Annotated in this window: 17 protein-coding genes; 8 read left to right on the forward strand and 9 right to left on the reverse strand. The window is 71.8% G+C overall.

Features of this window, described 5'->3' with window-relative positions:
- Positions 1–67: 67 nt before the first annotated feature.
- Entirely contained in the window at positions 68–745 is a 678-nt protein-coding gene (locus ACLF3M_RS00220; RefSeq protein ID WP_430654815.1) for a lipid-binding SYLF domain-containing protein, read from the forward strand.
- Positions 746–810: 65 nt separating this feature from the next.
- Positions 811–1,149, forward strand: coding sequence for an Hpt domain-containing protein (locus ACLF3M_RS00225; RefSeq protein WP_430654816.1), 339 nt, complete (start codon positions 811–813; stop codon positions 1,147–1,149).
- A gap of 30 nt (positions 1,150–1,179) precedes the next feature.
- On the opposite strand, the gene ACLF3M_RS00230 is transcribed toward ACLF3M_RS00225, so the two are convergent.
- Positions 1,180–2,046: a DUF4743 domain-containing protein gene (locus tag ACLF3M_RS00230; RefSeq protein ID WP_430654817.1), complete on the reverse strand. Its 867-nt coding sequence runs from the start codon at positions 2,044–2,046 to the stop codon at positions 1,180–1,182.
- 191 nt (positions 2,047–2,237) lie between these two features.
- Between ACLF3M_RS00230 and ACLF3M_RS00235 the strand changes: the two genes are divergently transcribed.
- Positions 2,238–4,013: an ABCB family ABC transporter ATP-binding protein/permease gene (locus tag ACLF3M_RS00235; protein WP_430655143.1), complete on the forward strand. Its 1,776-nt coding sequence runs from the start codon at positions 2,238–2,240 to the stop codon at positions 4,011–4,013.
- 3 nt (positions 4,014–4,016) lie between these two features.
- On the opposite strand, the gene ACLF3M_RS00240 is transcribed toward ACLF3M_RS00235, so the two are convergent.
- The gene (locus ACLF3M_RS00240; RefSeq protein ID WP_430654818.1) at positions 4,017–4,655 is read right to left on the reverse strand and encodes a VOC family protein; all 639 of its coding nucleotides are present in this window, start codon (positions 4,653–4,655) and stop codon (positions 4,017–4,019) included.
- A 116-nt stretch (positions 4,656–4,771) separates the two neighbouring features.
- Here ACLF3M_RS00240 and ACLF3M_RS00245 point away from each other — a divergent pair, with 116 nt between their 5' ends.
- From ACLF3M_RS00245 to ACLF3M_RS00260, 4 genes are all read left to right on the forward strand, one after another.
- On the forward strand, positions 4,772–7,132 hold the full coding sequence (locus tag ACLF3M_RS00245; protein ID WP_430654819.1) for a molybdopterin-containing oxidoreductase family protein: 2,361 nt from the start codon (positions 4,772–4,774) through the stop codon (positions 7,130–7,132).
- Between the two features lie 56 nt (positions 7,133–7,188).
- A complete protein-coding gene (locus ACLF3M_RS00250; RefSeq protein WP_430654820.1) occupies positions 7,189–7,452 on the forward strand; it encodes a hypothetical protein in 264 nt (87 codons plus the stop codon).
- 243 nt (positions 7,453–7,695) lie between these two features.
- Complete coding sequence (rpmB, locus tag ACLF3M_RS00255) at positions 7,696–7,992, forward strand: 50S ribosomal protein L28 (protein WP_430654821.1); 297 nt, start codon at positions 7,696–7,698, stop codon at positions 7,990–7,992.
- 134 nt (positions 7,993–8,126) lie between these two features.
- Positions 8,127–8,906, forward strand: coding sequence for a sensor histidine kinase (locus tag ACLF3M_RS00260; protein ID WP_430654822.1), 780 nt, complete (start codon positions 8,127–8,129; stop codon positions 8,904–8,906).
- Between the two features lie 11 nt (positions 8,907–8,917).
- Here the strand turns inward: ACLF3M_RS00260 and ACLF3M_RS00265 are convergent, their stop codons facing one another.
- From ACLF3M_RS00265 to ACLF3M_RS00285, 5 genes are all read right to left on the reverse strand, one after another.
- The gene (locus ACLF3M_RS00265; protein ID WP_430654823.1) at positions 8,918–9,859 is read right to left on the reverse strand and encodes an esterase-like activity of phytase family protein; all 942 of its coding nucleotides are present in this window, start codon (positions 9,857–9,859) and stop codon (positions 8,918–8,920) included.
- A gap of 514 nt (positions 9,860–10,373) precedes the next feature.
- On the reverse strand, positions 10,374–12,242 hold the full coding sequence (gene cobT, locus ACLF3M_RS00270; protein ID WP_430654824.1) for a cobaltochelatase subunit CobT: 1,869 nt from the start codon (positions 12,240–12,242) through the stop codon (positions 10,374–10,376).
- A complete protein-coding gene (locus ACLF3M_RS00275; protein ID WP_430654825.1) occupies positions 12,239–12,871 on the reverse strand; it encodes a glutathione S-transferase family protein in 633 nt (210 codons plus the stop codon). Before ACLF3M_RS00275 ends, cobT begins: the two co-directional genes overlap by 4 nt.
- A gap of 4 nt (positions 12,872–12,875) precedes the next feature.
- Positions 12,876–13,883 carry a cobaltochelatase subunit CobS gene (gene cobS / locus ACLF3M_RS00280; protein ID WP_430654826.1) on the reverse strand — a complete coding sequence of 336 codons (1,008 nt, stop codon included), beginning with the start codon at positions 13,881–13,883 and terminating at the stop codon, positions 12,876–12,878.
- Positions 13,884–13,939: 56 nt separating this feature from the next.
- Positions 13,940–14,545, reverse strand: a complete 606-nt coding sequence (locus ACLF3M_RS00285; RefSeq protein WP_430654827.1) for a J domain-containing protein — start codon at positions 14,543–14,545, stop codon at positions 13,940–13,942.
- Between the two features lie 107 nt (positions 14,546–14,652).
- Between ACLF3M_RS00285 and ACLF3M_RS00290 the strand changes: the two genes are divergently transcribed.
- Positions 14,653–14,925 (forward strand): BolA family protein, encoded by a 273-nt coding sequence (locus tag ACLF3M_RS00290; RefSeq protein ID WP_430654828.1) that lies wholly within the window; start codon positions 14,653–14,655, stop codon positions 14,923–14,925.
- 5 nt (positions 14,926–14,930) lie between these two features.
- Here ACLF3M_RS00290 and ACLF3M_RS00295 read toward each other — a convergent pair whose 3' ends face one another.
- A complete protein-coding gene (locus tag ACLF3M_RS00295) occupies positions 14,931–15,506 on the reverse strand; it encodes a DUF2889 domain-containing protein (RefSeq protein WP_430654829.1) in 576 nt (191 codons plus the stop codon).
- Positions 15,507–15,599: 93 nt separating this feature from the next.
- Positions 15,600–17,294 carry a calcium-binding protein gene (locus tag ACLF3M_RS00300; RefSeq protein ID WP_430654830.1) on the reverse strand — a complete coding sequence of 565 codons (1,695 nt, stop codon included), beginning with the start codon at positions 17,292–17,294 and terminating at the stop codon, positions 15,600–15,602.
- Between the last annotated feature and the right edge of the window lie 121 nt (positions 17,295–17,415).

A 17,415-nucleotide genomic window follows, 5' to 3' on the forward strand; every position in this document is an offset into this window, starting at 1 on the left:
CCTTGGACAGTCATGGTTCTGTCCTGTAGAAACCCTGCGGACGACAACGCCTTGGGGGGAATTGTTGATGTTTCGCGGCATCCTCGTCGCGGCCCTTCTCCTCGCGGGCTGCGCCAGCGGGCAGAACGAGGCCCAGCAGCAGGTCCTGGTCGATCGCGCCACCCTCGCCGTGCAGGAGGTGATGACCGCCGGCGACCGCCCGCAGGACGCGACCGACACGCTGAAGCGCGCCCGCGCCGCGCTGGTCTGCCCCCGCTTCTTCCGCGCCGGCTTCATCTTCGGCGGGGAGGGCGGGGCCTGCGTCCTCTCGGCGCGCGACGGCAGCGGGTCCTGGTCGTCGCCGGCCTTCTACTCCATGGGCGCGGCGAGCTTCGGCCTGCAGGCCGGGATCACCGACGCCAGCCTCGTCGTCCTCGTCATGAACGACCGCGCGCTGACCGCGCTGCTGCGCGACCAGGTGCGCTTCGGCGGCGACGCCAACCTGACCTTCGCGACCTTCGGCGCCGGTATCGGCGGCGGCACGACAGCGGCGGCGGGCGCCGACTACGTGGCGCTCGCGCAGTCGCGCGGGCTCTTCGCCGGGCTGTCCCTGCAGGGCTCCTACATGAATTACGACGCCGCGGGCGCGCGCGCCTATTACGGCCGCGACGCGACGGCGCAGCAGATCGTCATCGACATGGCGGCGCACAACCCGGCCGCCGATCCCCTGCGTGCGATGCTGATGCGCTTCGGGAACCGCCAGTAGCGGCGGCGGAATCCGGACACACCGCGCGAATTGACCGTCCCCGCGGCGAGTGCCAGAGGGAAAAGGTGAGTGCGCTCGACCCGCAGACCATCGCACAGCTCTCGGCGACACTGCCGCGAAGCGAGCTGGTGCCGATCCTGCGCGCCTTCCTGGACGACCTGACCCGCCTCGCCCGCGACTTCGACGCTGCCGCGGCCGCGGCGCGCGAGGAGCCCGCGCGGCGCGCGGCCCATGCGCTGGCCGGCACCGCCGCCGGCATCGGCGCAATGCGGCTCGAAGCCGTCGCCCGCCGCGCCATGGCGCCCGGCGCCGAGGCCCCGGCGCTGGCTCTCGAGATGCGCGCCGAGGCCGAGGCCGCGCTGGCCGAGATCGCCGCCACGCTCGACCGCCTCGCCCAGGGCTGACCTGGCGCCGGCCGGCCCGCCCGGGTGGGATCAACCGACCTGGTCGAGCCCGGCCCTGAGCTGGGCGCGCCGGGCGTCGCCGATTCCGTCCAGCAGCCTGTGGCGCAGCGCGAAATCGGCGATGACGAGGTTCACGTTGAACTTCACGCGGTCGGTCTCCGCGACCAGGCGCAGCGCGTCCTCGGCCGGCATCAGCTCGAAGCGCTCGACCTCGTCGTCGCGCGGGCGCGGCACGACGCCGTCGGGGATCTCGAGGTCGTAGAGGTGCAGCACGTCGCGCCGGAGCCCCTCGTCATTGGCCATGACGTAGGAGATCCGGCCCGCCGGCACCGCCCGCGCGGCAAGCTCCTCCGGCAGGGACGCTTCCTCTCCCGCCTCCTTCACCAGGCATTCCAGCGGCGAGAGCCCGGCCGGGATGCCGCCGGCGACCACGTTGTCCATCTGGCCCGGCGCGACGGACTTGTCCCTCGACCGCCAGCCCACCCAGAGGTGCAGCCCATCGGCCCGCCGGACGAAGCCGTTGACATGCACGCCCTGCGACATGATCCCGAAGGCCGGCAGCGCGCCGCGGTCGATCCGGGCAAGGGTGGGACCGTCGGGCGTGGCGCGGATGTCGAAGGGCTCGTCGCGCAGACGGAAATGGCCCCGCCCGGCCAGTGCCTGGGTCAGGCGTTCCAGCGCCGCCGTCCGCTGCCCCTCCCCGCGCAGCCGCCCGGCGAGCGCGGCGCCGCGGCCGTCGAAATGCACCTCCCGCGGGAAGAAGGAGAGGGCGCGCGCGAGCTCCGCGCCCATCCAGCCCACCTGCTCCTCTCCGATGCGGAAGGGCACGAGGTGTGCGGGCGAGGCGATGTTGTTGCAGGCCTCGATGTGGCGCCAGAGGCGGTCGAACGGGGTCATGGCCCTCAGTAACGCGGCCCGCGCATGGCCGGGAAGCGCCGGGTCGCCTTTCCCGGCCGTCGGGCGTAACCACATCTTTCCACCGACGACCCCGGCCGGAGCAAGGCGTGCCATCTCAACCCCGTGACGAGCGCAGCGGCCTGACGACGCTGCTGACGCTCGCGACCTATCTCTGGCCGGCGAACGAGCCGATGCTGCGGCTGCGCGTGGTGATCAGCCTGCTGCTGCTGGTCGCCGCCCGCGGCGCCAACGTGCTGGTCCCGCTCGCCTTCGGGCGCGCGGTGGATGCCCTGACGCCGCATGGCGCCGCGGTCCAGGCGGTCGCCGTGCCGGTCGCGATCGTCGCGGCCTACGGCCTGACCCGCCTGCTCTCCTCGGCGCTGACGGAAGGCTCCGACGCCGTCTTCTCCAAGGTGCAGGGACGCGCCATGCGGCGCATCTCCCTCGAGGTGTTCGAGCACCTGCATCGGCTGTCGCTGCGCTTCCACCTCGACCGCCAGACCGGCGGGCTGTCGCGGGTGATCGAGCGCGGGACGCGGGGCATGACCTTCGTCCTCGACTTCCTGCTCTTCCGCATCGCACCGACGCTGGTCGAGATCCTGGTGGTCGCCATCATCCTCTGGGCGATGTTCGACATCAGCTTCAGCGCGATCATCATGGTCGCGCTCGGCGGCTACATCGCCTTCACCCTGCTCTTCACGGAATGGCGCCTGCGCTTCCGCCGGCAGATGAACGAGACCGATCAGGAGGCCAACACCAAGGCGGTGGACAGCCTGCTGAACTTCGAGACCGTGAAGTATTTCGGCAACGAGGCGCATGAGGCGCGGCGCTACGACAGCGCGATGCAGCGCTACGAGCATGCCTATGTCCGCTCCGAGGTCACGCTGAACGCGCTGAACTTCGGCCAGCAGGCGATCGTCGCGGTGGGCCTCACCCTGGTGATGCTGCTCGCGGCGTACCGCGTGGCGCATGGCCAGATGACGGTCGGCGACTTCGTGCTGGTGAACACCTACCTGCTGCAGCTCTTCCAGCCGCTCAACTTCCTCGGCTTCGCCTATCGCGAGATCAAGCAGGGCCTGGTGGACATGGAGGCCATGTTCCGGCTGCTGCGCGAGGAGCGCGAGGTGCCGGACAAGCCCGATGCGCGCCCGATCCGCGTGACCCAGGGCGAGGTCCGGTTCGAGGACGTCCGCTTCGGCTACCGGCCCGACCGCGAGATCCTGAAAGGCGTGACCATCGACGTGCCGCCTGGGCGGACGCTGGCCATCGTCGGCCCGACCGGCGCCGGCAAATCCACGATCTCCCGCCTGCTGTTCCGCTTCTACGACGTGAACCAGGGAGCCGTGCGCATCGACGGGCAGGACGTGCGCGACGTCACGCAGGACAGCCTCCGCCAGGCCATCGGCGTCGTGCCGCAGGACACCGTGCTGTTCAACGACACCATCCGCTACAACATCGCCTATGGCCGTCCCGGCGCGAGCCAGGAGGAGGTCGAGCAGGCCGCGAAGCTCGCGCAGGTCCATGACTTCGTGCTCCGCCTGCCCGACGGCTACGACACGCGGGTCGGGGAGCGCGGGCTCAAGCTCTCTGGCGGCGAGAAGCAGCGGGTCGCCATCGCACGCACGCTCCTGAAGGACCCGCGCATTCTGATCCTGGACGAGGCAACGAGCGCGCTCGACACCCATACCGAGCAGGAGATCCAGGCCGCGCTACGCGACGCCGCGCGGGGGCGCACCACCCTGGTGATCGCGCATCGCCTCTCCACCGTGGTCGAGGCCGACGAGATCATCGTCTTGCAGGATGGCCGCATTGCCGAGCGCGGCAGCCACGCCGCGCTGATCGCCGAGGACGGGCTCTATGCCGAGATGTGGCGGCGCCAGTCGGAAGCGGTCGCCGCCGCCGAGGCCGCCGCGGCCGCCCAGGCCGCGGAGCGCGACTTCGAGGCCCGGGCGAAGGCGCCGGCCTGAGCGTCAGCAGAGCTCCCTGACCCCGGCCGGCGTCTCGATGCGGGCCCGGTAGCGCGGCTCGCTGCCCTGCAGGATCGCCGGGCCGCGGCTGACGCCGAGCTCGCGGTAGAGCGCCGAGATGCCGGCGGCGTCGGGGTGTTCGAGCGAGAAGGATCGCAGCCTCGCGCCGAGGTCGGCGATCGTCGCCATGGAGCGGGGCCTGCCGCGCCTGTCGATGATGCACGGCGCCGCGCCGTCGAGCGGAAGCGCGCCGTCGTCGCGAAGCGCGAAGTCGAAGGACGGATCGCTCCAGGGCAGGGAGACCTTCTTCCCGAAGGTGTCCTCGCGGCCCGCGAGGAAGGCGTCGAGCCCGTCGGTCCGCGCGACCCAGGCGCGCAGGCGGCGCCCCGCATCCCAGGCGGCCCTGACCGCGCGCCGGTCATCCAGGCCGAACCATCGCGCGCGCCCCGGCCCTGCGGTATCGGGATCGACCGCCACGATCTCCAGGTAGACGCCCGCTCCGAGCTGCAGGAGGTGATTGACGGTGCCCATGTAGCCGTGGCGCTGCCCGAACGGGATGTCGAGGTCGAGGCACGCGCGCGCATGCGCGCAGCCCTCCGCCAGGGTCGGGGCGATCACCGTGAGATGGTCAAGTTCCAGCATGTCCCGGCGAGCAGCCTTCGCGGATGCGGCGCGCGCATCCTACAGCGCCATCGCGCGGGTGGCCCGCCTTGCCTGCTTCCTGATAGGCTGGCCCGGCACCGTGAAAGGAGCCCGGCATGCCGGTCGAACGCAAGCAGGGCCATTGTGCCCTCTGCATCGCACGCTGCGGCTGCACCTATGTCACGCAGGACGGCCGGCTGGTCGGGCTCGAGCCCGATCCCACGCATCCCACGGGCCAGGCGCTCTGCGCCAAGGGCCGCGCGGCGCCGGAGCTCGTGTACCATCCCGACCGGCTGCTGCACCCGATGCGGCGCACGCGGCCGAAGGGCGATCCCGATCCCGGCTGGCGGCGCATCTCCTGGGAGGAGGCGCTGGCCGAGACCGCTTCCGCCTTGCGCCGCATCGCCGATCGCCACGGCCCGCGCGCCATCGCCTTCAGCCGCGCCTCGGGCTCCTGCACCTCGACGAACGATGCCGGGCCCTGGATCGCGCGGCTGATGCGCGGCATCGGCGCATCCAACATGATGAACAACGTGGACATCTGCGGCTGGGGCCGCGGCTTCGCGACCACCTACACCTTCGGTGTCGGCAGCCTCGCCACCGGCGCCGGCGGTGCCATGCCGGAGATCGAGCGCGCGGGATGCCTGATCCTCTGGGGCTACAACCCCTCCCATTCGCGGCTGACGCATGCGACCGCGACCGTCGCGGCGCTCAAGCGCGGGATGAAGCTGATCGTCATCGACCCGCGCCATGTCGGGCTGGCGAACAAGGCCGACCTCTGGATCAGACCGCGGCCGGGCAGCGACGGGGCGCTCGCGCTCGGCATCGCGAACGTGATGATCGCCCGCGGCTGGTTCGACCTCGACTTCGTGCGGCGCTGGTCGAACGGCCCGCTGCTGGTGCGCGAGGATACCGGGCGCCTGCTGCGCCTGTCGGACATCGAGCCCGGCGCCGATCCCGCGCTGCTCGTCGCGCTGGACGAGGCCGGCGCCGTCCTGCCCTATGATCCCCGCAACGGCGCCTATGCGCGCGACGGGCTGCCGGCGCTGGACGCCGCGCCGATCCTCGCCGGCATCGCCTGCCGCACCGCCTTCGCGCGCTACGCCGCGCTCTGCGCGGAGTGGACGCCGGCGCGCGTCGCCGAGACCTGCTGGGTGCCCGCCGCGCAGGTCGAACAGGCCGCGCGGATGATCTGGGAGGCCCGGCCCACCGCCTACTACGCCTGGAGCGGGCATGAGCAGCACACCAACACGACGCAGACCGCGCGCGCGATCTCGCTGATCCACCTGCTGACCGGCTGCTTCGACGCGCCGGGCGGCAACGTGCTGCTGCCCGGGGCGAACCTGGCGGCGGCGCCGCCCGTGAAGGGCGCGCCGGACGCTTCGCCGGCCCTCGGCATGGCCGACCGGCCGCTCGGCATTGCGCGCTGGGGCTTCGTCTCGCCCGAGGAGATCTACCGCGGCGTCCTCGAAGGCAAGCCCTACCGCGTCGCAGGCCTCGTCTCATTCGGCGGCAACATGCTGGTCTCGCATGCCGATCCCCGGCGCGGTCGCGACGCGCTGGCCGCGTTCGAGTTCAGCGTCCACGCCGACCTCTTCATGAACCCGTCCGCGGCTTTCGCCGACATCGTGCTACCCGCCGCGACGCCCTTCGAGGCCGAGGCGCTCAAGGCCGGCTTCGACGTCAGCGAGGCCGCGCAGGCCCGCGTGCAGCTCCGCCAGGCCGCCGTCGCGCCGGTCGGCGAGAGTCGCTCCGACATGCAGATCGCCTTCGACCTCGCGGTCGCGCTCGGGCTCGGCGAGCAGTTCTGGCAGGGCGACCAGCAGGCGGCATGGCGCGAGCAGCTCGCGCCCTCCGGCCTGACGCTCGAGGCGCTGCGCGACGCCCCGGGCGGCCTCGACGTGCCGCTGACGACGCGCTACCGCAAATACGAGCAGTCGGGCTTCGCCACGCCGACCCGCAAGGCACAGATCCATTGCGAGGCCTTCCTCGACCATGGCCAGGCGTCCCTGCCCGCCTTCGAGGAGCCGCTGATGGGCCCGGCCGCCCGCCCGGATCTCGCCGCCGACTTCCCGCTGGTGCTGACCAGTGCCAAGCACACGCTGTTCTGCGAGAGCCAGCATCGAAACCTGCCGAGCCTGCGGCGCCAGGCCCGCGAGCCCGAGCTCGACCTCCACCCCGAGGCCGCGAAGGCGCGCGGCATCGCCGCCGGCGACTGGGTCGAGATCGCCACCCCGCTCGGGCGGGTGTGCGCGCGGGCCGCGCTGAACGCGTCCCTCGATCCGCGCGTCGCGGTCGGCCAGCATGGCTGGTGGCAGGGCTGCGAGGCGCTCGGCCTGGCGGGCGAGGACCCCTTCGCCGAGGGCGGGACCAACCTCAACCTGGTGCTGGGCGGCGACCTGGTGGACCCGATCAGCGGTACCCAGCCCCTGAAATCCTGGCTTTGCGAGGTCCGCAGGGTCGCATCCCCGGCATAGGGGTTCCCCCCGCCCCCTGTCCTGCCTATGTGCCGCCCAGCACAGGAGGGCAAGGAATGCAGCTCGACCCCGAGGGCGTGGCCCCGGAGGACCTCAGCCACGCCGGCGCGGTGGTGGACAAGGCGATCGAATACATGCTCGGGCAGAACATCGCCCCGATCTCGGTCGCCTCGGCCCTGCTGGGCGGCGCGCTGGGGATGCTGGCCCGCAGCATGGACGACCGTGGCGTGGCGCAGGTGCTGCGCAACGCGCTGGATTCGGTCGAATCCGGCGAGCTCGACGAGATGCGCGGGCCCGGGGGATCGCCGGGCGCGATGTAGGCGGCGCCTGAGGGCGCGCCCTTGGGGCAGCGCCCGGCGACCGCGTGCGGATCGGCCCTGCGGGCCGACCGCGGGCAGATCGGCCCTGCGGGCCGACTGCGGGCAGACCGGCCCTGCGGGCCGACTGCGGCTTGACTAAGGGTCCGTTCTCCGCGATACGGCCCCGCTCCGAACAACTCCGTCCGCCCCGGGCCACGCTTTTCGCTGGCCCCCGGCGTGTCGTCCAACGGGATAGAGACTGTCATGGCCCGCCGCTGCGCAGTGACCGGCAAGGGCGTGCTGACCGGCAACAACGTCAGCCACGCCAACAACAAGACCCGCCGCCGCTACCTGCCGAACCTGCAGGAGACGTCGTTCTTCTCCGACATCCTCGGGGCGCCGATCCGCCTGCGCCTGTCCGTCGCGGGCATCCGCACGGTGGAGCACAATGGCGGCCTCGACAGCTTCCTGCTCGGCACGCCCGACCGCCGCCTTCCCGCCGAGGCGATCGTGCTGAAGCGCCGGCTCGAGAAGGCGCAGGCCCGCAAGGCCGCGGCCTGAACCGGCCCGAGGGCCTGGACGGGATCGTCCACGGCCGGGGCCTCACGGCTTCGTCACGCCAGCTTGACATGGAAGCGTCGGCCGCCCGCTGACGCTTTACCTTTTGTAAAGCCGGGGGATGGCAGCCTGCAGCCATGCCGGCGTCCATTTCCTTCACCCTGCTCCTCATCCTGGCGGGCGCCGCCGGATCAGTGCTGCTGCTCCAGCGCCGCGCCCTGAAGCAGGCCCGCGCGCGCTGTGCCGACAGCCAGCGCCTGGCGGCGGCGCGTGGCCGGTCCCTCGCGCTGGCCGCCCAGGAACTGCGGGGCATCGCGGCCGGGCTGTCGGGCTGGGACGGCCTCGCCTCGGTGCCCGCGAAATGGCGGGGCGAGACCGTGCAGGGTCCGGCCGAACGGCTTCTCCGCCTGGCCGACGACCTGGCCGAGGTCGCGGCCATCCCCGGCCCCCGCGTGATCCATGAAGGCCCCGCCCCGCTCGGCCCCATCGTGGACGCCGCCATCGCGCTGGTGGACCGCCAGATCCGCCCCGGCCGACGCCACTGGCAGGTGGACCAGGCGCTGCGCGTGCTGACCGTCAGGGCCGATCGCCGCGCGCTGGAGGGCGCGCTGGCCGCGCTGCTACGCCGCGCCGCCAGTCATTCCCGCGACGGCGACGCCATCGTGCTGCGCTGGGTCGTCGCGAGCGAGACCGTCGCCATCGTCGTGGAGGACGAGGGCGACGGCCTGGCCGCCCACGACCTCGGCGCGGAACAGCCGGCCGCGCTCCCGGGCACGCGGGGCCTCGATCTCGGGCTCAGCCTGGCCCGCTCGCTCGCCGCGGCGCATGGCGGCGACGTCCGGCTGGAGTCCGCGCCCGGAATCGGCGCCCGCGCCTGGCTGACCCTGCCGCGGGCGAGGCTGCTGGAACCCGCCTGATCCCGCCCGGCCTAGCTCGCCATCTCGAAGAACAGCAAAAGCGTCCGCTGCAGGCCGTTCTGGTTGTCGTCGGAGACGATGCCGACCAGCATCCGGCCCTCATGCATTACCGCCGCGACACCTTCGTAGTTGTCCACCGGCAGCGGCGGGGCGAGGCGCAGGATCTCCTGCGGCTCCAGCACCGGCGCGGCGAGCGCCGCGGCCGAGAGGCGCGTCAGGCGGCCGGAGAAGCCGCCGAGGAACGAGAAGCCGCGCTCCAGCACCAGCGCGCCGCCATCGGGCAGCGGCGTCGCATCGACCGGCACCAGGCCAGGGGCGGGGCGGTAGGCCAGGATGGTCCAGCGGCCGGGGCCGCCGAGCCAGGCGGTGCGCAGCGCCGGCGCGTCGGGCGGCGTCAGCTCCTCGGCGATCGCGAGCCATCGCCCGTCGGCGAGCACGGCCAGCGTCTCCAGCCCGCCATTGGCCGGCGCCTGCTCGAGCCCCGGCGGCGCCTCGACATAGTCGCCGGGGCCGTCGAGGTCGCGGTAGCGGCGGATGCGGTGCCAGCGCTCGAAGCCGACGAGCCAGTCGCCGTTCGGCAGCCGCGCGAGGGCTTCGGAGTCGCCGGTGTAGCCCCGCGACAGCGGCCGCCCCGAGCCGTCGCGCAGCCGGCCCGTGCGGATGACCTCGAGCGCGGTGGGCCGCAGGTTCGGGCCGAGGGTGAGGCGGAATTCCGCGAAGCGCGCGAGGTCGCTGACCGCAGTGACGGTGAGGTCCGGCGCGATGTGCAGCGCGGAGAGCCCGCCGAAGCCGAGCGCCTGGCGGTCGATCTCGAAGGCACCGAGGGGGCGGAGGGCGGAGGTGTCGGGCAGGTCGGGGAGGGCGAAGGCGGTCGCGACCTGGCCTGGCTGGGCCTGCGCGCAGGCGGGAAGGGCTGCGGCGAGCAGCCCACCGAGGATGGCGCGCCGCGGCATCGGGGGAGGTGGCGCCGGCCCCCACCCGCCTTCGCTGCGCTCGGGCACCCTCCCCCGCAAGCGGGAGAGGGGGAAAGGGTGCAACCGCTCCCTCTCCCGCTCGCGGGGGAGGGTCGGGGTGGGGGGAACGCCGGGAGGAACCGCGCTCAGACGATCGCCGGCGCGCGTTCGGCGGCGGCGCGCTGCGTCGCGCCGAAGGCGCGCGAGGAACAGCAGCGTGGCAGCGGGCCGCAGCACATCAGACGACCGCCGGCGCACGTTCGGCGGCGGCGCGCTGCGTCGCGCCGAAGGCGCGCGAGGCACAGCAGCGTGGCAGCGGGCCGCAGCACATCAGACGACAGCCGGCGCGCGTTCGGCGGCGGCGCGCTGCGTCGCGCCGAAGACGCGCGAGGCACAGGAGCGTGGCAGCGGGCCGCAGCACATCAGACGACCGCCGGCGCGCGTTCGGCGGCGGCGCGCTGCGTCGCGCCGAAGGCGCGCGAGGCACAGCAGCGTGGCAGCGGGCCGCAACGCATCAGACTACAGCCGGCGCGCGTTCGGCGGCGGCGCGCTGCCACGCCAGCGCGGCGTCCTCGTCGAACAGCTCCGCCAGCTTCTTCATCATCGTGCCGCCGAGCTCCTCGGCGTCCACGATCGTCACCGCGCGACGGTAGTAGCGCGTGACGTCGTGGCCGATGCCGATGGCGATGAGCTCGATGATCTCGCGCCCTTCGATCTCGCCGATCACCTTGCGCAGGTGGCGCTCGAGGTAGTTCCCTGGGTTCACGGACAGCGTCGAATCATCCACCGGCGCGCCGTCGCTGATCACCATCAGGATCCGGCGATGCTCGCTCCGCGCGAGCAGCCGGCGATACGCCCAGTCCAGCGCCTCGCCGTCGATGTTCTCCTTCAGCAGCCCCTCGCGGAGCATCAGCCCGAGATTGCGGCGCGCCCGCCGCCACGGCTCGTCCGCGGCCTTGTAGACGACGTGGCGGAGATCGTTGAGGCGGCCGGGGTTGCGCGGCTTGCCTTCCTGCACCCAGCGCTCGCGCGACTGCCCGCCCTTCCAGGCGCGCGTCGTGAAGCCCAGGATCTCCACCTTGACGCCGCAGCGCTCCAACGTGCGGGCCAGGATGTCGCAGCACATCGCGGCGACCGTGATGGGGCGGCCGCGCATGCTGCCGGAATTGTCGATCAGCAGCGTGACGACGGTGTCGCGGAAATCCGCCTCGCGCTCCCGCTTGTAGGACAGCGAGTGCATGGGGTTGGCGACGATGCGCGCGAGCCGCGCGACGTCGAGCAGCCCTTCCTCGAGGTCGAATTCCCAGGCGCGCTGCTGCTGCGCGAGCAATCTGCGTTGCAGGCGGTTCGCGAGCTTCGACACCACGCCCTGCAGGTGGCTGAGCTGCTGGTCGAGCTGCTGGCGCAGCCGGCCGAGCTCGTCGGCGTCGCAGAGATCCTCGGCCTCGACGATCTCGTCGAAGGAGCGGGTGAAGGCCTTGTAGGCCGAGGGATCGTCGACCTGCGGCACCTCGCGCCGCTGGGTCGGGCCGCCCGGGCGGTCGTCGCCATCGGCCGCCGCGCCCTCCTCCTCGCCTTCCTCGGTCTCGTCCTCGGCAGCGTCGCCCTGCATGGATTCCGGCTGGGCGCCGAGCATCGATTCCTGGTCCTGCGCCTGAGCCTCGCCCTCGCCGGACTGGTCCTGCTGCTGGCTGGTCTCGCCGCCCTCGCCTTCTTCCTCGTCCTGCTCGGATTCTGTCTCGACCTCGGCCTCGGCGAGGTCGAGGGCCGCGAGCAGCTTGCGGGAGGCGCGCGCGAAGGCGTCCTGGTTGTCGGCGCTGTGCGCCATCTCCTCGAGCGCCTGGTCGGCCTTCTCGCCGAGCGTGTCGCGCCAGAGATCGAGCACGCGCCGCGCAGCCGCGGGAGCCGGCTCGCCGGACAGCTTCTCGCGCGCGAGCAGACCTAGCGCCGCGGCCATCGGCAGCTGGTCCTTGCGCGTCATGCGGTCGTAGCCCTCGGCCTCGCACTGGTCGGCCAGCCGCGCGCGGAGGTTCGCCGCGACACCGGCCATGTGCTGGCTTCCCACGACCTCGACGCGCACGTCTTCCAGCGCGTCATAGACCTCGCGCGCCTCGCGGCGCGTCGGCAGGCGGGCGTTGTGCACGCCCTCGTCATGGTGGCGGAGCTTGAGGCCGATGGCATCCGCCGCGCCACGCAGCTTCGCCATCTCCGCCGGCGGGAGGGCGCGCGTCGGCAGCGGCAGCCGCGCCCGCTTGCCCGCGAGGCCGGAGGGGCCGGGCTGGAAGGCGACCTGGACCTCCGGCACCTGCGCGATGGCGCGCAGCACGCCGGCGGTGGCGCGCTTGAATTCCTCCTGTCGGGTCTGGTCCTGCTTGCCGCTCATGCCGGCGCCTTCATGGCAAGGGCGCGCTGCCGTGCCGGGCGGGCCTCGATGGCGGCGAGATAGCGCGCGATGACCGGCGAGGGCTGCATCAGGCCGAAGCCCGCCATGTAGGCGAGCAGGCCGCCGACGACGAGATCGGCGGCGGTGAAGCGGTCGCCCAGGAGCCAGCGACGGCCGTCCAGCGCCGTCTCGATCCGCGCCAGGACCTCGGGCATCGCGGGCCAGCCGAGCGCGCTCGGCGGCGCGGGCCGGGCGCGCGGGAAGGCGGCATCGGCCATGGCGGGTTCCGCGACGCCCGGTCCGTAGGCCATCCAGAACAGATAGGCAGCGCGTTCCCGCGTGCCGATCGCCGGCGCCAGGCCGGAAGCAGGGAAGAGGTCTGCGACATAGGCCGCGATGGCGACGGCTTCCGTCACCACCACGTCCCAGGATCCGTCGGGCCCGCGGTCCAGCAGCGCCGGCAGCTTGCCCGCGGGGTTGAGCCTCAGGAAATCCGGCGCCTTGTGCGAGCCGGCCTCCAGGCTGTACCACCGGATCTCATAGTCCGCCCCCGCTTCCTCGAGCAGCCACAGGCTGCCCATGGAGCGCGATCTCGGGGAGTGATGCAGCAGGAAGCGCGGCGCCGCCATCGGTTCACCCCGCCTTGCGCAGCAACAGGCCGGTCGGCAGCTCCTCGTTGAAGCAGCGCTGGTAGTACTCAGCGACCGTGCTGCGCTCGGCCTCGTCGCACTTGTTGAGGAAGGTCAGGCGGAAGGCGAAGCCGACATCCCCGAAGATCCGCGCATTCTCCGCCCAGGTGATGACGGTGCGCGGCGACATCACGGTCGAGATGTCGCCCGCGATGAAGCCGGCGCGCGTGAGGTCGGCGAGCGCGACCATGGCCTCGACCTGGCGCTTCATCTTCGCGTCCTTGGCGTCGATGCCGAGCTTCGCCATGACGATCTCGGTCTCCTGCGCATGCGGCAGGTAGTTCAGCGTCGCCACGATGTTCCAGCGGTCCATCTGGCCCTGGTTGATCTGCTGCGTGCCGTGATAGAGCCCCGTCGTGTCGCCCAGACCGACCGTGTTCGCAGTGGAGAACAGGCGGAACATCGGGTGGGGCCTGATGACCTTGTTCTGGTCGAGCAGCGTCAGCTTGCCCTCGACCTCCAGCACGCGCTGGATCACGAACATCACGTCCGGGCGGCCGGCATCGTATTCGTCGAAAACCAGCGCACAGGGATGCTGCAGCGCCCAGGGCAGGATGCCCTCGCGGAACTCGGTGACCTGCTTGCCGTCCTTCAGGACGATCGCGTCCTTGCCGATCAGGTCGATGCGGCTGATGTGGCTGTCGAGGTTGACGCGGATGCAGGGCCAGTTCAGCCGCGCCGCGACCTGTTCGATATGCGTGGACTTGCCGGTGCCGTGATAGCCCTGGACCATCACGCGGCGGTTGAAGGCGAAGCCCGCCAGGATCGCGAGCGTGGTGTCTCGGTCGAAGCGGTAGGAGGTGTCGATCTCCGGCACGTGCTCCGTGCGCACGGAAAAGCCCGGCGCCATCATGTCGCTGTCGATGCCGAAGGCGTCACGCACCTTGACCTCGATGTCGGGCCTGTCGATCGAGGCGGTGGTGCGGGTTTCGGCGAGGGCGACCTTGGTCATGACGCGGTCCGGCTGGGGGGAGAAAGGGGCAATCTAGGGCGGGCGAAGCGGCGGGGCTACCCCGCGGCGGCTGCCTCGGCGGGGCGGCCGACGCGATGGCGGAGCAGGCTGTAGGCGCGGTTAATGTCCTTCAGCCGCTCCTCGGCCTGGCGGTCGCCGCCATTGGCGTCGGGGTGGTGGCGCTTGGCGAGTTCCTTCCAGCGCGCGCGCAGCGTCACGGAATCGAGCGGCCAGCCCAGCCCCAGAACGTCGAGCGCCGCGCGCAGTTCGCCCGGCGGCTCGTCGCGCCTCGGGGTCTTCTCGCGCCGCGCCTTGTGCAGAGGGGTGTCGCGCAGCACGCCGAGGGGGTCGCGGATGTACTCGCTGTCGAAGGGGTTGAAGCCGCCGAGGCGTCCCAGCGGCCAGGTCGGGCGCTGCCAGCCGCTGTCCTTGCGCAGCTCGCTCTCGATCTCGGTCGGGCCCATGCCCTTGTAGTAGTCCCAGGCGCGGTTGTACTCGCGAACATGCTCCAGGCAGAACCAGCGATAGTCGTTGAGATGCGCGCGGTCCTTCGGCGCGCGGTACTCGCCGCCGAGCAGGCAGCCCGGGCTTTCGCAGAGCCGGGGCGGCGCCGCCGGCTCTTCCGGAATCCCCAGCTGGATGCGCTCGCTCCGTCGTGGCATCGGGCAGTTATGGGCGTGGGTCCCGGGGTGCGCAAGGCAGCGCGGCGCGGGCCGGACATGTTCCCCCGCCCTGTGGAAAACCCTTCGCGAACAACCATCTGCACAGCATGACCCGTCGCGCCGACCGCATCGCGGAGACCCTCCGCGCCAGCTTTCCCCCCGCCGAGGTCGCGGTGGTGGACGACAGCCACCGCCATGCCGGCCATGCCGGCGCCGCCCCGGGCGGCGAGACCCATTACAGCGTGCGCGTGGTCTCGCCGGCCTTCGCGGGGATGAACCGCGTGGCGCGGTCCCGCGCGGTGCACGAGGCGCTGGCAGCGGAGTTCAAGGGCGGGCTGCACGCCCTGGCGCTGACCTTGCGGACGCCGGAGGAGGCGTAGCCCGCCTACTCCCCCGCCTCGTCCTTCAGGCGCTTCACCACCGGGCTGTCCGCCGCATAGGCCAGGCAGGTTCCGATCGGGATGGCGCGCCGGGATGGCGGCGGGGTCTCGCCGCGGGCGATCGCGGCCTCCCGCGCCTCGCGCGCCTGGCGCCAGCGCACCGGGCCAATGGTCTGGAACGCGACCGTGGCCATCTGGGCCAGGAGCTCCCGCAGATGGGTGCAGCCCACCGCGCCGCCGACCCTCTCCCTCACCGCGCGGCTGAAGCCCGGGCCGATCGGCACGCCGGCCAGCGCGGCGAAGTTCGGCGCGGCGCGCGGGCAGATCGCGAAGGGCGTGAAGTCCGACGACGCCTCGCAGGAGCGGATCACCATGTCCTCGCCGACGGTCAGGCGCAGCCACATCCCGTGCAGCGGCTCCCCGGCCTCGATCCGGCCGCGGTCCTGGTTGTCGAAGCCGTAGGTCTTGGTGTCCTCGAGCCAGGCCTCGATGTCGAAGAGGCCGTCGTCGCGGTGGTAGCCGTTCATCTCGATCAGCCGGCGATGGAGCTTCCGGCGGGGGGCGGGCGAGGTCAGCGGCATGGTGCCCTGGCGATGTTGCGGCGCAGCAGGCCCATAACTGGCACGCCCCCCGCCGCGATGCCAGCGGCGGGGGGCGGCCCGGCGAGCGGTGCGTCAGAGCAGGATGTTGGCGTCGGTCACCGTCGCGCCCATCACCGCGATCCTCATCTCGGCCGTGCCATCGCCGTTCACGTCACCGAAGATGTAGGAGTTGCCGGCATCGTAGGTGATCCAGAGCTGGCCCGCGATGCCCTGCGGGGCGTCGCCGACATAGGCGAAGGAGTTCCGCGTCCCGTAGCCGCCATCCGCATCGATGGCGGTGAGGTTGATGACGTCCTGGCTGGTCTGGAAGCCTTCGATCACGTCCGAGGCGTAGAGGCTGCTGTGCAGCACGCTCTGGTAGATGAAGAAGTCGTAGCCCTCCCCGCCATTCATCGTGTCCGCGCCCGCGCCGCCGATCAGCAGGTCGTTGCCGCCGCCGCCATGCAGCATGTCATTGCCGTTCTCACCGAACAGGGTGTCGTTGCCGATGTCGCCGGGCGCATCGAGGTCGGTGCCCCACGTATCCCCGTAGACGGTGTCGGCGCCCTCGCCGCCGCGGAGCATGTCGTTGTGCCGACCTCCGCTGAGGCGATCCAGCCCGTCCTGCCCGAGCAGCGTGTCCGCGCCGATGCCGCCGGACATGAAGTCGTTCGCCGTGCCACCGGACAGGCTGTCGTTGCCGGTGCCCGCGATCAGCGTGTCGTTGCCCCACTGGCCGTCGAGCGTGTTGTTGCCGTCTCCGCCGTCGATCCAGTCGTAGCCGTCGCCGCCCGTGACCTTGTCGTTGCCCTGCCCGGTGGAGATCCGGTCGCCCCCGGTGCCGCCATCGACGGTATCGTTGCCGGAATAGGTGGTGATGGTGTCCGCCCCGGCAGCGCCGAAGACCGAGCTCGAGCCCGTGGCGTAGTCGAGGTTGATCGTATTGGCCTGCGCGCTGCCTGCGATCGTCGCAGGAGCCGCACCGACATACTGCAGTTCCTCCACGAAGTCGGTCATCGTGTAGTTCGCGACGGAGGTCTTGACCTTGTCGTAGCCCTCGCCGGCCAGCTCCACCACGACGTCGCCCTGGGCGACGATGTAGGAGTCGTTGCCCGCCCCGCCCCGCATGACGTCGGCGCCGGCACCGACCTCGTACATGTCGCCATCCAGCGTATCGTTGCCCGCGCCGCCGGACATCGTGTCCGCGCCCGCGCCGCCGTAGATCTGGTCCTGGCCGTCGCCGCCGAGCAGGAAGTCGTTGCCTTCCTCGCCGCGGAGGTGGTCGTTGCCGCCGTTGCCCTCGATCGTGTCGCCGCCGGCGCCGCCCGCCACCTGGTTCGCGACGTCGGTGCCTACGATCCAGAGGCCCATGTTGTTCAGGGTGCCTTCGACCGTGAGGTTCTCGATGTTGACGGGGATGGAGAAGCTCTGCGTCGTCCAGGACGAGAGGCGGATCGTGTCAATGCCCGCATTCGCGGCCTCGCCCACCCGCTGCCAGAGCGGGTTGGAGTTCGCATCGATATGGACGAAATAGGTGTCGTCGCCGGCGCCGCCGAGCATCTGCCCGCCGCCCTGCAGCGTGTCCATGCCGCCGCCGCCGATCAGCACGTCATGCAGGTCACCCGTCAGCAAGTCGGCATTGCCGCCGCCGTCCACGGTGTCTGCGCCACCGTCATTGGTGTTGACCGTGTCGTTGCCGGCTCCGCCATACACCCACCAGACCTTGCCGGCGTTGCCATCCGCAAAGCTGTCGTTGCCAGCGGTCAGGAATTTCATGGTGTAGGACATTGGAAGTCTCCCTGGTTTTCGGTTCTGCTGGAACCGTTGTGCCAGGGGCGTCCTTCACGACGATGTTGTGGCTGTTACAAACCCGGGGGTTCCGTTTCGCCCCAGGTTTCAATTGTTTCCC

This window comes from Falsiroseomonas sp. HW251 (assembly GCF_050563545.1).
Lineage (GTDB): Bacteria > Pseudomonadota > Alphaproteobacteria > Acetobacterales > Acetobacteraceae > Falsiroseomonas.

Coding starts and splice junctions, on each gene's coding strand:
- ACLF3M_RS00220 (WP_430654815.1), top strand. CDS start 68: ATGTTTCGCGGCATCCTCGTCGCGGCCCTTCTCCTCGCGGGCTGCGCC.
- ACLF3M_RS00230 (WP_430654817.1), bottom strand. CDS start 2,046: ATGACCCCGTTCGACCGCCTCTGGCGCCACATCGAGGCCTGCAACAAC.
- ACLF3M_RS00235 (WP_430655143.1), top strand. CDS start 2,238: ATGCTGCGGCTGCGCGTGGTGATCAGCCTGCTGCTGCTGGTCGCCGCC.
- ACLF3M_RS00240 (WP_430654818.1), bottom strand. CDS start 4,655: ATGCTGGAACTTGACCATCTCACGGTGATCGCCCCGACCCTGGCGGAG.
- ACLF3M_RS00245 (WP_430654819.1), top strand. CDS start 4,772: ATGCCGGTCGAACGCAAGCAGGGCCATTGTGCCCTCTGCATCGCACGC.
- ACLF3M_RS00250 (WP_430654820.1), top strand. CDS start 7,189: ATGCAGCTCGACCCCGAGGGCGTGGCCCCGGAGGACCTCAGCCACGCC.
- rpmB (WP_430654821.1), top strand. CDS start 7,696: ATGGCCCGCCGCTGCGCAGTGACCGGCAAGGGCGTGCTGACCGGCAAC.
- ACLF3M_RS00260 (WP_430654822.1), top strand. CDS start 8,127: ATGCCGGCGTCCATTTCCTTCACCCTGCTCCTCATCCTGGCGGGCGCC.
- ACLF3M_RS00265 (WP_430654823.1), bottom strand. CDS start 9,859: ATGCCGCGGCGCGCCATCCTCGGTGGGCTGCTCGCCGCAGCCCTTCCC.
- cobT (WP_430654824.1), bottom strand. CDS start 12,242: ATGAGCGGCAAGCAGGACCAGACCCGACAGGAGGAATTCAAGCGCGCC.
- ACLF3M_RS00275 (WP_430654825.1), bottom strand. CDS start 12,871: ATGGCGGCGCCGCGCTTCCTGCTGCATCACTCCCCGAGATCGCGCTCC.
- cobS (WP_430654826.1), bottom strand. CDS start 13,883: ATGACCAAGGTCGCCCTCGCCGAAACCCGCACCACCGCCTCGATCGAC.
- ACLF3M_RS00285 (WP_430654827.1), bottom strand. CDS start 14,545: ATGCCACGACGGAGCGAGCGCATCCAGCTGGGGATTCCGGAAGAGCCG.
- ACLF3M_RS00290 (WP_430654828.1), top strand. CDS start 14,653: ATGACCCGTCGCGCCGACCGCATCGCGGAGACCCTCCGCGCCAGCTTT.
- ACLF3M_RS00295 (WP_430654829.1), bottom strand. CDS start 15,506: ATGCCGCTGACCTCGCCCGCCCCCCGCCGGAAGCTCCATCGCCGGCTG.
- ACLF3M_RS00300 (WP_430654830.1), bottom strand. CDS start 17,294: ATGTCCTACACCATGAAATTCCTGACCGCTGGCAACGACAGCTTTGCG.